At 68.6% G+C, this 15,963-nt stretch carries 10 protein-coding genes; 7 read left to right on the forward strand and 3 right to left on the reverse strand.

Annotated features, from left to right (window positions below; genetic code table 11):
• Nucleotides 1-58 precede the first annotated feature (58 nt).
• From WMF26_RS39260 to WMF26_RS39290, 7 genes are all read left to right on the forward strand, one after another.
• Nucleotides 59-4,684, forward strand: a complete 4,626-nt coding sequence (locus WMF26_RS39260; RefSeq protein ID WP_437996896.1) for an nSTAND1 domain-containing NTPase — start codon at nt 59-61, stop codon at nt 4,682-4,684.
• 6 nt (nt 4,685-4,690) lie between these two features.
• Nucleotides 4,691-5,527 carry a hypothetical protein gene (locus WMF26_RS39265; RefSeq protein ID WP_437996897.1) on the forward strand — a complete coding sequence of 279 codons (837 nt, stop codon included), beginning with the start codon at nt 4,691-4,693 and terminating at the stop codon, nt 5,525-5,527.
• A gap of 623 nt (nt 5,528-6,150) precedes the next feature.
• Nucleotides 6,151-6,669 carry a hypothetical protein gene (locus WMF26_RS39270; RefSeq protein WP_437996898.1) on the forward strand — a complete coding sequence of 173 codons (519 nt, stop codon included), beginning with the start codon at nt 6,151-6,153 and terminating at the stop codon, nt 6,667-6,669.
• A gap of 1,099 nt (nt 6,670-7,768) precedes the next feature.
• Nucleotides 7,769-8,308 (forward strand): hypothetical protein, encoded by a 540-nt coding sequence (locus WMF26_RS39275; protein WP_437996899.1) that lies wholly within the window; start codon nt 7,769-7,771, stop codon nt 8,306-8,308.
• The gene (locus WMF26_RS39280; RefSeq protein WP_437996900.1) at nt 8,305-8,997 is read left to right on the forward strand and encodes a hypothetical protein; all 693 of its coding nucleotides are present in this window, start codon (nt 8,305-8,307) and stop codon (nt 8,995-8,997) included. The genes WMF26_RS39275 and WMF26_RS39280 overlap by 4 nt, the downstream gene beginning before the upstream one ends.
• On the forward strand, nt 8,994-10,100 hold the full coding sequence (locus WMF26_RS39285; RefSeq protein WP_437996901.1) for a hypothetical protein: 1,107 nt from the start codon (nt 8,994-8,996) through the stop codon (nt 10,098-10,100). The genes WMF26_RS39280 and WMF26_RS39285 overlap by 4 nt, the downstream gene beginning before the upstream one ends.
• 91 nt (nt 10,101-10,191) lie before the next feature.
• Nucleotides 10,192-11,292 (forward strand): hypothetical protein, encoded by a 1,101-nt coding sequence (locus WMF26_RS39290; RefSeq protein WP_437996902.1) that lies wholly within the window; start codon nt 10,192-10,194, stop codon nt 11,290-11,292.
• A 47-nt stretch (nt 11,293-11,339) separates the two neighbouring features.
• Here WMF26_RS39290 and WMF26_RS39295 read toward each other — a convergent pair whose 3' ends face one another.
• From WMF26_RS39295 to WMF26_RS39305, 3 genes are read right to left on the reverse strand one after another with little or no spacing between them, the layout of a single operon-like run.
• Entirely contained in the window at nt 11,340-12,866 is a 1,527-nt protein-coding gene (locus tag WMF26_RS39295; RefSeq protein ID WP_437996903.1) for a hypothetical protein, read from the reverse strand.
• A gap of 37 nt (nt 12,867-12,903) precedes the next feature.
• Nucleotides 12,904-14,550, reverse strand: a complete 1,647-nt coding sequence (locus WMF26_RS39300) for a hypothetical protein (RefSeq protein WP_437996904.1) — start codon at nt 14,548-14,550, stop codon at nt 12,904-12,906.
• Nucleotides 14,551-14,565: 15 nt separating this feature from the next.
• On the reverse strand, nt 14,566-15,678 hold the full coding sequence (locus WMF26_RS39305; protein WP_437995667.1) for a hypothetical protein: 1,113 nt from the start codon (nt 15,676-15,678) through the stop codon (nt 14,566-14,568).
• Between the last annotated feature and the right edge of the window lie 285 nt (nt 15,679-15,963).

The raw sequence follows: 15,963 nt of genomic DNA on the forward strand, positions 1-15,963 counted from the left end.
CGTCGCTCGGCTGGCCGAGCTGGAGTTCAGTAGCGTGGCGGTGCCTCCGGGAGAATCCTTGCGTGGCGTCGCCGAGGGATCGCCGCCGGGGGAGGTCCTCCAGACCAGCGATCAGGACGACGCGACGGGCGCCCTCGGTCGCGCGCGGATCGCCACCGCAGCCCTGCGGTCGCGACCCCTGCACCCGGCGGTCGCGGCTCCGCAGGTGGACTCCACCCTCAAGCACTACGAGATCATCCGCAAGCTGGGCCAGGGTGGCATGGGCGTGGTCTACCTGGCCCGCGACACCAAGCTGGGCCGACTGGTCGCCGTCAAGGTCCTCCTCGAGTCCGACGGCCGGAGCGCCGAGCGCTTCCTCGCCGAGGCGCGGTCCACGGCGCGCTGCAAGCACGAGAACATCGTGGTGATCCACGAGGTGGACGAGGTCGACCGCGTTCCTTACATGGTGCTCGAGCACCTGGAGGGCCGCACGCTGCGCGCCTTCCTGGTCGAGCGAGGAGGGCCGCTGCCGCTGAGCCTCGCGGTCGAGCTGATGCTCCCGGTGGTGCGCGCGCTGGGCTGCGCCCACGCGCTCGGGATCGTGCACCGTGACCTCAAGCCGGAGAATGTCTTCTTGACCGAGGCGGGGCCGATCAAGGTGCTCGACTTCGGTATCGCCAAGCAGCTCGACGCCGACGAGATCGAGCGGCTCGCGGCCCAGGGCGCGCATTCGCGCTGGCTACCGGCGTTGACGCAGGAAGGAGCGCTCGTCGGCACCGTCCCGTACATGGCGCCGGAGCAATGGCGGGCGGAGAAGGTCGATCCCAGGACGGATCTGTGGGCCGTGGGGATCATGCTCTTCGAGCTCTGCACCGGGACGCACCCGCTCGCGCCGTTCGCGGTGGGGCAACTCGGGCAGGTTCGGCGTCTCGACGTGCCCATGCCGCGCGCAAGCGACACGCGTCCCGACCTGGGCGCGCTGGGCGACGTGATCGATCGCTGCCTGAAGAAGCGCCCGGACGAGCGCTTCGGCGGAACCGAGGAGCTCATCGCGGCGCTCGAGCCCTTGCTGCCGGGCGCGAAGGCGCCGGCGCTCCGCGAGGACGCGAGCCCCTTTGCCGGGCTGGGCGCGTTCCAGGAGGTGGACGCCGGGCGCTTCTTTGGGCGCGATCACGACGTCGCCGCGCTCGTCGGACGTCTTCGCAGCCAGCCGCTCGTGATGGTTGCCGGGCCGTCGGGCGCGGGAAAATCGTCGTTCGTGCGCGCGGGCGTGATCCCGGCGCTGAAGCGCTCGGGCGAGCCCTGGGAGGCGTTCACGCGCAGGCCGGGGCGAAGGCCGCTCCACGCGCTCGCCGACCTGCTCGCGCAGATCGCGGCCACGCCGGTGACGACGGGAGCTCCACCCGACGCGTCGAGCTCGCACGCCTTCTCCTCGGCGAGCGATCCCGATGCGCTCATCGCGGCCCTGCGCGCCCAGCCCGGCCTCCTGGGCGCCCGGCTGCGCGCGCGTTGCCGCAGCCAGAGCGCAGAGCACAAGATTCTCGTCTTCGTCGATCAGCTCGAGGAGCTTTACACGCAGGGCATCGATCCGGCGGAGCGGGCCGCGTTCGTCGCGTGCCTGGAGGGCGTCGCCGACGACGCGTTGTCCCCGCTCCGCGTCGTGCTCTGCATGCGCTCGGACTTCCTCGACCGGCTGGCCGAAGATCGCCGGCTCATGACCGAGGTGACCCGCGGGCTCTGGTTCCTGCCGCCCCTCGACCCGAACGGCCTCGTGGCGGCGCTGATGCGGCCGGTCGAGGCTCTCGGCTATCGCTTCGAGACCGCCGAGATGACGCTAGCGATGCTCCGCGCCCTGGAGAGCGCGGCGAGCCCCCTGCCGCTCTTGCAGTTCACCGCGACCAAGCTGTGGGAGGCGCGCGATCGTGGGCGCCGGCTCCTGACACAGGAGAGCTACGAAAAGCTCGGGGGGGTCGCAGGGGCGCTCTCCACCCATGCCGACGCGGTGCTCGCAGGTCTCTCGGGGATCGAGCAGAGCCTCTGCCGGGCGATCTTCCTCCGGCTGGTCTCACCCGAGCGGACGCGCGCCGTGGTGAGCTTGCCCGACCTGCGAGAGCTCGACGAACAGGTAGACGCCGTGGACCGGGTAGTCTTCCGCCTCTGCGAGGCGCGGCTGCTCTTGATCGAAACCGCCGAAGAGCGCGCGTTCCCGACGGTGGAGCTCGTGCACGAGTCGCTGATCGAGAGCTGGCCCAAGCTCGGGCGATGGCTGGACGACAACCAGGAGGCGGCGGAGTTCCTCGCGCGGGTGCGCCCCGCGGCCAAGCAATGGGAGGCGAGCGGCTGCGCCGACGGCCTGCTCTGGCGAGGCGAGGCGGCGGAGGAAGCCCGGCGCTGGCAGAAGCGGCAGGGCCCGGCGGCGGGCGCGCAGCAGGGCGCGCGGGAGGCGCGCTACCTCGCGGCGGTGGTGGCGCTGGGGGAGCGGGAACGACGGAGGAGGAGGCAGGTCGTCGCGGTGCTGTTCGGTGCCCTGAGCCTGGTCGTGCTCCTGGTCTCCGCTCTGGCGGTCCAATCGAAGCGGGCGGCGGAGAGGGCCGAGGCGGAGAGGGCCGAGGCAGAGCGCAGCGCCGCGAGCGCCCGGAATGCCACGCGGATGGCCGCGGCCCGCGAGTGCCAGGGAGACCCCACCACGATGCTCGCGCTCCTCCGCGAGATCGAGCCGGGCCCGGCGCCGCCGGGATGGGGCGAGCTTGCGCGGTGGGCACGGGGTGCAGGCGTCGCCACGATGGTGCTCCTCCACGAGGATCTGGCCTGGTCTGCCGCATTCAGCCCCGACGGCCAGCGCATCGTCTCCGCTTCGTGGGACAAGACGGTGCGCGTGTGGAACAGTGACGGCTCGGGACTGCCCCTCGTGCTCCGTGGTCATGAGGACCACGTCTATGCGGCGGCGTTCAGCCCCGACGGCCAGCACATCGTCTCCGCGTCGGCAGATAAGACAGTGCGCGTGTGGAACGCTGACGGCTCGGGACTGCCCCTCGTGCTCCGTGGTCACGACGCTGTCGTCTATGCAGCAGCGTTTAGCCCTGACGGCCAGCGCATCGCCTCTGCGTCGTGGGACAAGACGGTGCGCGTGTGGAACAGTGACGGCTCGGGACTGCCCCTCGTGCTCCGTGGTCACGACGACCGCGTCTATGCGGCGGCATTCAGCCCCGACGGTCAGCGCATCGTCTCGGCGTCGATGGACAAGACAGTGCGCGTGTGGAACGCCGACGGTTCGGGCCAGCCCCTCGTGCTCCGTGGTCACGACGATTTCGTCCATACGGCAGCGTGGAGCCCCGACGGCCGACGCATCGTCTCCGGGTCCGAAGACAGGACGATGCGCGTGTGGAACGCCGACGGCTCGGGCCAGCCCCTCGTGCTCCGTGGTCACGACGGTAGCGTCTATGGGGCGGCGTTTAGCCCCGACGGCCAGCGCATCGTCTCCGCGTCTTTTGACAAGACGGCGCGCGTGTGGAACGCCGACGGCTCGGGCCAGTCCCTCGTGTTCCGTGGTCACGCAGACCGCGTCCCTACGGCGGCGTGGAGCCCCGACGGCCAGCGTATCGTCTCCGCGTCCGAAGACAGGACGGTGCGCGTGTGGAACGCCGACGGCTCGGTCCGGCCCCTCGTGCTCCGTGGTCACAGCGACTGCGTCAACGCGGCGGCGTTCAGCCTCGATGGCCAGCGCATCGTCTCCGCCGCTTCTGACAGGACGGTGCGCGTGTGGAAGGCGGACGGCTTGGGCCAGCCCCTCGTGCTCCGTGGTTGCGACCATATCGTTTATGGGGCGGCGTTCAGCCCCGACGGCCGGCGCATCGCCTCCGCGTCGTGGGACGGGACGGTGCGCGTGTGGAAGGCCGACGGCTCGGGCCAGCCCCTTGTGCTCCGTGGCCATGACGGTCGCGTCAATCCAGCGGCGTGGAGCCCTGACGGCCAGCGCATCGTCTCCGCGTCCGAAGACAGGACGGTGCGCGTGTGGAACGCCGATGGCTCGGGCCAGCCCCTCGTGCTCCGTGGTCACGACGCTGTCGTCTATGGGGCGGCGTGGAGCCCCGATGGCGGGCGCGTCGTCTCCGCGTCGAAAGACAAGACGGTGCGCGTGTGGAACGCCGATGGCTCGGGCCAGCCCCTCGTGCTCCGTGGTCACGACGGTGTCGTCTATAGGGCGGCGTGGAGCCCCGATGGCCAGCGCATCGTCTCCGCGTCCGAGGACAGGACGGTGCGCGTGTGGAAGGCCGACGGCTCGGGCCAGCCCCTCGTGCTCCTTGGACACGACGACCGCGTCTACGCGGCGGCGTTTAGCCCAGACGGCCAGCGCATCGTTTCCGCGTCGCAGGACAAGACTGTGCGCGTGTGGAAGGCCGACGGCACGGGACAACCCCTCGTGCTCCTTGGGCACGACGATGCCGTCAACACGGCGGTGTGGAGCCCCGATGGAAGGCGCATCGTCACGGCCTCGGACGACAAGACGGTGATCGTGTGGAGCGACCTCGAGCCGCTCTCGGGCGCCGACGACCCGAAGCTGTGGACCGCGACCAACTACTGCATGCCGCTCGACATCCGCCAGCGCCTGCTCGGCTTCCCGGAGGAGCAGGCCCGCGCCGACCACGAGCGCTGCCAGCGTCGTGTCCGTGAGGTCCAGACGCAAGCCGCCTCGCCCGGGCGCTGATGGTCCGTGACCACCGACGTCGGCGCTGGCTTGCGGGCGCGCGCGTCGGCCTCGCCTGGGCTCCCCGGGACGTCGACTGCCATATGGGATTTCATGCGGGCGGTGACGCGGAGGGGGCCGCTGCTCTGGGTGCTCGAGGATCTGCACTGGGGCGATCCGGCCAGCGTGAAGCTCTGCGACGTGGCGCTGCGCGAGCTCGAGGACGAGCCGTTCGGTGTGCTCGCGTTCGCGCGGCCCGAGCTGCACGACATCTTCCCCCGGCTGTGGGCGGAGCGGAACGCGCAGGAGGTCCGCCTGGGTCCGCTGTCGAAGCGGGCGGCGGAGGCGATGGTATCGGCCGCGCTGCGCGATCCAGCCGCCGCTCGACAGGTCGCGGCGCTTGTGGAGCGGGCGGAGGGAAATGCATTCTTCATCGAGGAGCTGATCCGGGCGGCGGTGGACGGACGCAGCGATACGCTGCCGGAGACGGTGCTGGGGATGGTGGAGGCGAGGCTGTCGGCGCTCCCGCTGGAAGCCCGGCGCCTGCTGCGCGCGGCGAGCGTCTTCGGGGATCGCTTCTGCAAGGGGGAAACGATTCGGAGACGCAGAAATAATTCTGAGGAGTTTCGAAATGTTGGCTGCTGTACCCGGCAGCCTGCGCGGCAAGCGCGGGGATGTCGGGGGAGCTGTACGAGGCCATTGGCGCGCACCCGTGCCAGTGCTAGCGGTCGCGGGTCATCAACGGCGCGGCTTAGGATCGCTGCGTCTGGGGCACGCGCTCGGGGCTGTGGTCGTTCACCATCCAGCAGCTCGACAAGGAGGAACTCGGCGCGGCCGCCGTCGAGCACATGGCGCCGGAGCTGATCGGCGCGGTCCCGCGGTGCGGGCGTCGGGCCGGGGGCCGCTCTACGCCTAGCCAACGTCGAGGTCGCCGCGCGCGAACTTGGGGCCGCCGTCGTCCACCTCGGCACGCTCGGGGCCGCCACAAATGTCGAGGCGGACGTCGGTCAGCTCGGCTAGTGGCTCTACACTTGGTCGAGCGTAGGAGCGACGCTGGCAACGAGCAGCTCGGGGGCGAGCGTGGCGTCGTCGCCCATCTGGCCGAGCACAGGAGCGGTGCCGGCGATGAGGAGCGCGGGCGCGAACTCGGCGCGGCCACTCTCCGCCGCTCCGGTCGTAGAGATTGAAGCGCATGCCGGGAAGAACGGTGCCGCCGCCGTTGTCAAGCGGCATCGTGCGCGGTGCGGCAGATTCCTGTGTGGGTGCTGTTCGTCCACCACCCGGTTGACGAATGACGAACACCCCCACTACTGAACGACGATGGTGCCGCCACCTCTTCGTACTGAACAACCGTGGGCTCTTCAGCCCGAGCGTTGTCATGTCGTCCGTCCTGAATGTCCAAGCCTTCGAGCCGTAGGCCAGCGCTACCGGCGCCACTCTCAGTATAGTAAAATCAGAAAAGGAGAATCGTTAAAGGAGAGAGTGCAATGGTCCATCGTTTCTTCTCGCTTCGCGCCCCGTTTCTTGCATTCCTTGCGTTTGCTGCGCTTTCGATGTTGGCGTTGGCGCCCGCCAACGCCCAGGAGCCACTGCCGTGCGAGTCCGTCGGTTTGCTGGGTACCGCGTTCCACGATGATCTGCTGGAGCGAGTCGACGCCGTCGCAGCGGGAATTCGCCTCGACGATTTGGGTCCGGCCGGCAACAAGACGCTCGTCATCCACGGTGCAGAGGACGTGAGCGTGAGCGGTTGCGAGCTGACCGCGCGCCTGGGGGCGACTCTCCACCGCCGTCTGCGGCGCGACGCGCACGGCACGGTCACCGTGCGCATCACGCTCAAGGTGCTCCCCCTCGATGGATCGAGCTTCGATGTGCACCTGAGCAATCCGCGCGTGATCGACGTGGATCTCAGCCGCACGACCGCAATCGGTGAAGCCATTTACCGTGCGATAGCCAATCGCCTGGGGGAGCGGCTGCTCCCCGTCGACCGGCTGACCATCTCGCTCTGACGCGAGCTCCGGTGCCCTCCACGCCGGGCGTCGGCTCGCCGCGCGCCGGCGTCCACCTCGACGCCCGCGCTCGAGGAGCTCGCCGACGGCCCCGAACTCGACCAGGTGGACGGCGACGGCCCCGAGCGTGCGCGGCACTTCTACCTGGAGGAGAAGATCCCCTCGCCGAGGGCGAGCTGCCGAGCTCCCCCACGATGCGCCCGAGCGCGGGGCGCCGGCGAGCTCGGGGCCATCGCCGGCGTCGAGGCCCGTCTGGTCGAGTTCGGGAGCGGCGGAGGTGATGACCCCCGCGCGCGAGCTCGGTGCGGCGCGCGTCGACCAGCTCGGCGCCCGTCATCCGCGCGGCGCAGTCGCCCGAGCAGGTAGCGTAGCCCAGGCGTCGAGGTCAGCGCTTGCGGAGCGGCCGCGGCGTCGTGCGGAGCTCCGGGCGGAGGCTGTTCGTTCACCAGTTGGTTGACGAACACTCCCGCTGCGTAGCCGCCTGCGCACCTGCGCAACACTACCGCGGCGAAGCCCTTGAGCAGCGGCGGGGGCCGCGGGATGGTCGGGGCTGCGGGGTCTGCGGAGCCCTATCGGACGATCCGTAGCCGGTCTCGTGGCCGCCCGCCGATGGCGCCGCGACGTGCGGTGCTCGCGGCCGGCGCGGACGCGAGCGCGACGTCGTGCGGCTCCAGGCGCGTGAGCGCTAGCGCGTCGTCGTCGCTGATCGCGCAGGCCGCCGCCAGGCGCCGCGCTCGCGGGCGGCGTGGCCGCGCGAGCGACGGCGTGCGGCGCCCCCGCGCGCGGCCGTCACAGCGCGCCGTCACCCCCGCCCGTGCAAGGCGCCGCGCTGGGTCGGGCTTGCAGCCGACATCGTGCAGCCCGGGGCGTGTGGCCGGTAGCGCGCTCTCGCGGCGGCGTGGACAGGCAGCTGGCGCCAGCAGGCCGACACGCGCCGCAGCCGCGCAGGTCGCTGCGCGCTGGCGCACGCTCCGGACGGTACGAGCCCTGGCCCGTGTAGTGTTCTCGTCAAGATTCCGTTTGACGCCGATCCCGTGATCAGAAGAATGGGCCGCGTCGCCACGTTGCTCGCGTGTTTCGGACGACCGGGAGGGAGACGATGAGGACGACAGACCGGCAGATCTCATCGTCGGCAGTGTTCGCTCTCCTGCTCAGTGTCGTTCCGACGCAGGCAGACGCATCCGAGCTGAGTGCCGGAATTGGCTTCGGGGGGATCCAGGCTGGCACCGTGACGCACCTGGCGGTGAGTCCGCACGCGGGAATATCGTGGCGCATTAACGGCAACATCCTATTAAATGTTCACGATCTGCTCAGCGTCGTGCCTCCAATCCAGATAGGTGGGGCCGGTGTCTACAATAGCACCATCGTCGCGCTTGGATATGGTTGGAAGAACGGCGATTTCAGCGCTGGCCCATCCGTCGCGATCTACATCATGCCGGCTTGTGGAAGCACATTGTGTGGGCACGTTGCCGGGATGGCGGCAGGGGCACATGCGCAAATCAATGCGTACATCGTAGGACCGCTCGGCGTGGCCGTGAGCGCCAATGTCGATTGGATCGGCGGGAGCAGCCTTGTTCTCCCAGGTCACGTATCGGTGCTTGTTGTTGTCGGCCCCGTGCTTCGATGGAGTGCAAAATGAACGCAAAAGGAATTCTGCTTCCGATTCTGGCTGTCGCCATCTACATGCTGGCGGCCTGCAACTGGACGGTAGGAGACTGCTATCCCCGCGAGGAGTGGGTTAAGGGTGAAGGCGCAGGTGGACCAGTCGGGCCGCCCGTTCCCGTCTACACCTCCGTCGCGTCGGGTGACTTCGGGGCGGAGCCGCCGGAAGGCGGCGAGCGCAAGCTCCAGTGCAACAAGACGGAGGAAGAAGAAGAAGAAGAAGCGCGCCCGACACCGAGCCCGGAGAAGCCGGCAGATCCCTGCCAGCAGAGCGGCGCTCCGCAGATGGGGTGCACAGGTACTAAGCCGATTGACCCGCGGGCTTTCGAATTTGTTACGATCGTTGCCCACGATGGGACAGTCGCGGGTGGTTGGCAGGAGGCAAAGGCATATCTGGTCTTTTCCCACAATCAAGAGGGCGACGATGCGTGCATGGTTCACATCGGGATGCCATTGCAAAGCGAGGTTTGGGGGAAGATCTCGGCGAAGAGGGCAGCCAGTATCAGCGCCGATGTGGCGAACTGGTCAGCGAATGAAGTGTACAAGAACGACGGAGGCGAGGATCTCCCTCCTGGTATATTCTGCAGGACGCTCAAATCTAGGATGATACAGCAATTTGCGAGCGACTTTTACAAACCCCTCGGCGCCAGGGTCCAGAATCCATGAAGCACAGTCTCGACGAACTACTAGGCATTGTGTACCGATACTACCCACGTGGCGTTGGGATCGCCGATGATGTCAACGAAGAGCTCATCCGTCAGACCGAAGAGCACGCCCGGCTCGTGGCCGCGCGGATTCAAGCATCAAAGGATGAGCGATGGCATTCCATGCTGCGTCGCATCGCAGACCGCTTCCCTCGTACGCTCAGAAACCACTCGCTGCATCTCACTGCCGGTGGCTGCGACGGCTGCTATTCCTTCACGATTGATCTTCGAAATTCCACCGGTGAGCCGCTGTGGTTTCAAATAAGCTTCCTGGCTCCTTACTACATTGTCCACAGATCGTGCACAATCGAAATAGTGAAGGAGCTAAGGGACTCATTCACGGTCTCTTTTCGGGGTATGCTATTCATCGTGTCTCGAAGCCCGCTCGATCCGTGGCTCATCTCGAACCCGGACCATGAAAGCCCAAGGACCGTCACCGTAACCCGGCGATACGTCGCCTTCGATCTGTCGCCCGACGAGCAGCCGTGCGCGGACTGGATCGCCCATGAGATCGAAGCAACCTTCGGTTGCGAGCGCATGCCACCGGAGGTCGGAACCGTGCTCGTGCCGGATGTGGCACCAGGCGTGCGCCTTCCCGGTGAGGTCAGACTCTACGACTGCTTGTTTTCGGACCAGCATACATGGGTGAAACCGTCGCCGTCCGAAGAGCCGGCACGTCGCGCAGAAGTCGATGTGAGCAGCCTCACGGAACGGTTTGCCGATGTGCTTACCGTGCTCCGGGCGCACTACCAGATTGGATTGATTCTCAGGTTGCCGGCGATGGTTCGAAAGCTGCCGGAGCCAGAACGACAGTCGCCAGCCGTCTTTTTGTCGGCGTCGACGGATGGCTTCCTGCACAAGGATAAGATGATAGAGGAGCTTGCGCGCATGCGTCCGCACGACGAATCGCCAGAGACTCTCCGCGCCATGGCTGCCAAGCGCGAGCTCGAAGCGCTGGTCGCTGCGTGGGATGGTGAAGGCGAGCCGCCGGCCTCCATGGTCGCTTGGGCTTCCAGGTTCCTGGCGAGTTGGCCGTTCGACCGGAGGCCCGGAGCTTCCTCGTAGCCGTCGTGGAGATCCGCGCCGTCGTTCTCCTGTTGCAGAGCCCGCTGCTGGATGGATAGTACAGACACATCGGCCCAAGGATTGGGGGTCTATGAAGCACAGCATCGGTGAGCTGCTCGATATTGTCTATCGATACTATCCTCGTGGGGTCGGAGTCACCGAGAATGGTGATATCGACGACCGGCTCTGCGAGAAGACGGAAGAGCACGCCCGGCTCGTGGCAGCGCGGATCCAGGCATCAAAGGACGAGCGCTGGCACTCAATGCTGCGTCGCATCGGAGACCGCTTCCCTGGGATGCTCATGAACCACTCGCTACATCTCCCCACCGGCGGCTGGGACGGCTGCTATTCCTTCACGATCGATCTGCCCGATTCTACTGACCGAACCCTGTGGTTCCAAGTGAGCTTCCTGGCTCCTTACTACATCGTCCACAGCTCGCGCACGATCGAGATCGTCAAACAAACGAGGGACTTGTTCTCGGTCAAATTTCGAGGCATGCATGTCATTGTTCATCGAAGCCCATTCGATCCAGGTGTCGTGTCGCGTCCGGACGATAGCCTCAGGTTCGCTACCGTCAGAGAGCGCTATGTCTCCTTCGATTTGTTGCCCGACGAGCAACCATGTGCGGAGTGGATCTCCCGTGATATTGAAGCGACCTTCGGTTGCGAGCCCATGCCGCCAGAGATCGGGACCGTGCTCGTACCGGACGTGACAGCGGGCCTGCGGCTTCCCGGCGAGGTAAGACTCTACGATTGCCTGTTTTCGAACCAGCATACATGGGTGAAGCCATCGCCGTCTGAAGTGTCGGCGCCCGGTGCAGATGTCGAAGCGAGCAAGCTTACAGATTCGCTCGTTGCGGTGCTTACCGTGCTCGCGGCGCTCTATCAAATCGCATGGGCCCTGATGCCTGAGGTGCAGAGCGGTTCTTCCTACTGGGTGGTGACGACGGATGGGGTCCTGCGCAAAGAGGAAGTATTGAGGGTACTTGCAAAAATTCGGGTGCTCATGGATCCGCCGACGACTCCACGCGGCATCGCTTCCAAGCGCGAGCTCGAGGCCGCAGCGCGCGAGCTCGAAACGCTGGTCGCGTCGTGGGACGGTGAAGGCGACCCGCCGGCCGCCATGGTCGCGTGGGCCTCCCGCTTCCTGGATAGCTGGCTCGTAGACGCCGATCCCGGAGCTCCCTCGTAGCCGTCATGGAGATCCGTGCCGTCGTCCTTCCGGGAGGCGATTGGCGACTATTCAGAAAACCGAAGCGTCTCGTGGGCCTTGCCGCTCTCTCCCAGCGTCGTGCTGCCATCGTGATTCCAGCTCGTCCCGCCCGGGCCCGGCGGTCCGAGCTCGAAGGTGACGCCATCGAGCGTGAGCTGGTCCTCGTCGAGGTAGGCGACGCCGATCGAATCGCCGCCACGCCCTGGGCCGCCGTAGCCGCCGGGCCCGCCATCGCCGCCATGGCCGCCGAGACAGGAGTAGAACCCATCCCCCAGCGCTCCGCCCCGTGCGCCTCTGCCGCCTCTGCCGCCGTCCTGGGGTGGCCCGCCGTCGCCGCCCGAGCCGGCGCGGGACGTCGTGATCTTGGTGTCGCGCACGGTCACCCGGGCGTGAAGCGAGAGGACGCCGATGGACGGCTGTCCGTTCGCTCCCCCGCGGCCCCCGCGGCCTCCGCAACCGCCAGCCCCGCCCGAGCCTCCTCCTGGGCCTCCCTTGGAGGCCACGCCGCACAGGGCCAGCCCACCCCAGCGACCGCCACCGCCGCCGCCGCCCTGGCCCGGCGTGCCCCAGGTGCCCTCGCCCCCCGTGTCGCCCGCCCATCCTGTCTCGGTGAGGCGCCCGATGCCCTTGCCCGGTGCGCCCTGTGTTCCCGGAGCCCCCGGGCCCCCGGTGGATCCGATGGAGCAACTCTGGTTGTCCCGCTCCCCGAGACCGCCGCGCGAGGGCGAAGCGTAGGCGGGCTCCCCGTCGCCTCCATCCTCGGCGCTGTCGGGCCGCCCGTCCCCTCCCTTGCCGCCGACGCTCGTGTGCCCGCTCTCGCACCGGTTCACGGGCGCAGGCCCGCCGGCGACGACGGTCGCCGAGCACGCGTCCCCACCGAACATGCCATCTGGTGCGTCCGGTTGCTTGGTCGGCCACTGCTCGCCATCGATGCCCCCCTCTCCTCCGTTGGCTCTGATCTCGCTCCGCAGGATCTCCACCGCCGTGCTCGACTGAACGAGCACGCCGACCGGGCCCCATGATGGGATGTGGAGATCGGCGATCGTCGACACCCCGTCCGCGGCCCCGCTGTCCTCGGGGCCCGCGGGCTCGACGATCACCACGGGGCCGCGGACCGCCCTGTGGTTCAACAGGGTCCACGGGCGCAGGGGGTCGCGCACCCAGTTCCGGCAGTGGAAGCCCCCGCGGAGATCCACGCCAGAGGGCACATTGATCTGCTCCACGATGAACCCCTCGTTGCAGAGGAACACGCGCCCTCGTCCAACGCGCGCGAGCTCGACGGCGCGCGCGATGGTGTACACCGGCTTCGCCTTCGTGCCGGGGTTCATGTCGTCGCCGCCGCCGTAGTTTCCGGCGACGAACACGCCGCAGCCGTCGTCGAGGATGTCGGCGGCGACGTGCTCGATGCAGACCGACTCCGGGGGCGGTTCGTCCTCGCACGAGGTGCCTTCGCAGGGCGTCACGCCAGGGTCGTTCACGTCGGGGGCGGTTCCGCACCCGGTCGCGCACGGGGACAGCAGAAGAACCAAGGTAGCCGCGGTGCTCTTTTTCATGGGCGTCTCCGGACGTGCGCCGCCAGCACGGGGCGTCTCATCGAGGTGGTTCCGGGGCTGGCGCGTCGAACCGGTACCAGAACAGCGCAATCCCTTCTCCCCCCTGGCCGGTGTTGCTTTCCTCGGCTGCACTGCCGCCGAGGCCGCCCTTGCCGGCTTCGCCGGGCAAGACCGTCGCGTGCTCCAAGATGGCCACGGACGCGCCCACGGAGCCGATGCCGAGCGAGTGGCCCCCGAGACCGCCGCCCGCATCGCCGCCGCGGCCGCCGCGGCCGCCAAAGCCGCCGCGGCACCCTCGCGACGCCTCGATCAGAAAAGCGCGTCCACCATTGCCGCCGGCAAGGCCCAAGCCTCCCCACTGGCCCGTTCCGCCGACCCCGCCATCGCCGCCCTTGGCCCCGAGGACCTTGCTGCCGGCCTCGACCGTGATGGCGCTCCCCTGCAAGGCCACGATCGCGATGCTCGCTCCGCCGTAGTCGCCCCCCTGGCCCCCTTTGCCCCCGCAACCGCCGCTGCCGCCCGCTCCGCCGGACGCACCGCCTTGCGGCCGACCTGCCGGACACGCGTTCATGTCGTCGCGCCCTTTGCCGCCGCCGCCCCCGCCGCCGCCCTGACCGACGCCGCCCCGCTTCCCGTCCTCCCCGCGGACGCCGACCCATCCGTTGACGTCCAGGCGGCCAGCGCCCACCGCTCCGGCAGCGCGCTCTGCATCGGCGCCGTTGGCTCCGTTCTCCCCCGGCTTGCACGGCATCGTGGACGCGCCGGAGCCGCCCAGGCCGAGCTCGGGCGGATTCCCGACCGGTTCCGGCAGCCCTGAAGCACCATCGCCGCCCATCTCGAGGCCGCCGTCGCCCCCGTAGCCACCCCTCGACTCGATACCATCGCCGCACACGGTCACGACCGGAATGGCGCCCGGCGCCACGTCCGCGGTGCAGGCGTCCGCGCCGTTGTTCCCGACCAAGCCGGAGCTCGCACGGAAGCTCGGCGCGTCCTCGCCCGGCTCTCCATCTCTGGCATCGCCTGCGAGGATGTCGCTCTCCCGCACGATGGCCCTGGCTCCGGCGCTCAGGATCATCGCGATCGACGACTTGCCGTCGCTCGCGGAGGCGTCGGCCGCCATCACGCGCACGCCGGAGATCATGGACGTCGCGTCGTCCCCGGCGATGATCGCATCGTCTCCCCCGAGGACCCGCAGCGGGATCCCCACTGGCGGAGCAATGATCGTCGGGTGATCCGGTCCGCCGAACGACCCCTCATACGACCAATCGTCGCCGTCATCGCAGAGACGCCCGCCCCAGAGGTCAACCCCCGAGGGCAGCGCGATCTCCTCCTCGAACAACCCGCCGCACGCGTACACGCGCCGGGTCGGCCGTTGGCCGTTGCCTCGACCGTGCGCGGCGAGGCCGACCGCGTGCTGCAACGTCCTCACCGGCGCGTCCTTCGTGCCGGAACTCTCGTCGTCGCCCTGCTCGCTGACGAACACGCCGCACATGTCGAGCGCCAGTGCCGTCGCCGGATGCCCGTCACAAGGTGACGGCTCCGGCGGCGGAACCTCGCACAGGTAGGCGTCCGCGCAGTTGTCGGAGTAGCACCCCGTGCTGCCGGCCGCGCCGGCCAGACCGAGCGCGATGGACGCCAGCGAGCGGAGGCCTCCTCGACCGCGACCCACGGATCTAGAACGCATGACCTCGCCTCCGCCTCACCATGCTCCTTCGAGGAGCACCCCAGCCCGTTCGCTCGTTGTCATGGGGACGACGCGGACGCCAGTGGCTCTCGGCCCGGCACCGAAGACGGCGACCTCCGTGAAAAAGGAGGCCGCCGTCGCCGCGCCAAACACGGCGCTCGTCACCAGCGACACCTTGCCGAGCGTGGCGAACAAGTCCCGCTCGTTCACCTGGTCGTGAATGTCGGCGCACGCCGCGGGTGCGCTCGCTTCCCGGCACGTGTGCGACGTCCATCCCTGCGCGCGACGCGCGGCGTCTCCCTCGCGCAGGTCGCCGTGGACGACGTGAGCGCGCAGGAGAAGGATCGCACCGGCCGCCGCCGTCGCCGTCGTCACCGCGATGCCGCCGATCCGCGCCCTCCCCGGCCAGGAGGCCCATGGGCTGGGAGGCCCTGTGCGCGCAACCGGCGGAGAGCTCGGGGTTTGCGGCGTGTCGTTCCGTGCTACCGGCCCGCCCTCCTTGGCTTCGCGCGCCGACGTGCGCGGCAAGACCATCGCGATGTCGTGCTTCGCGCCTGCCACGGCGCCGATGGCATGGAGCGCGTCTTCGCGGCCGGGTGCTCGGGCCCGCACCATGTGTCGGCCCGGCTCCAAGTAGAGCGTGTAGGTGCGCGCGGGCCGGCCGACTTGCTTGCCGTCGACGAGCACCTCGGCGTCCGGCGGATCCACGGCCAGGATGAGCACGGCCACCAACGACTCTGCCTTGCGTCGCCCCTCCTCGAACCTTTTCTGCAGCGGCAAAGGGAGCGCCTCGAGCTGCCCAAGGCTCCAGGCCAAGTGCTCGGCCGCGTCACGGTGTTTGTTCAGCGCGAGCTCGCACAACCCGAGCTCCCCGGCGATCTCCGCACGCTCTCGCCCCGTGCTGGACGCCGGGTCTGCCGCCTCGAAGGCCGCCTTGTAGGCGGCGTAGGCCTCCGTCCACTGCCCCGCACTGCGCGCTCGCTGACCACGCCGAACAAGGTCCTTCACCGATGAACTGCCGCTCGGTTTCGCCTGCGGATGGACGCCGTTGGCACTGGCCGAGTTGGTGAAGCCTGTTGCGGCCCCGAGTGTGAGAAAAATCGAGAGCGAATGCGCAATGTAACGCATCCCGGCACGGTACTGACGCCGGCCGCTCGGCGTCAATCGACAGAAGTCGCCACGTCTTGGCCGCTTTGTCGAGAATTGGCGCCTGGATGACGGAATGCGCTCAGTCATCGCGAGCCTCGATCGAGTGTGGTCAAAATTCTTACTTTGGGGCATACTAGCCGGCCAAAGTTGCCTCGGCTATGGGCGAGAGCGCGGCAGCCGCGCTCACGCTCGCACCTGCGCCGCTTCACCGGCGGGCGAAGCCAGCGGTGAGGCTGCGACGGGAGCTCGTGCCGCGCGTCTAGA

Source organism: Sorangium sp. So ce185, from assembly GCF_051526825.1.
Lineage (GTDB): Bacteria > Myxococcota_A > Polyangia > Polyangiales > Polyangiaceae > Sorangium > Sorangium cellulosum_D.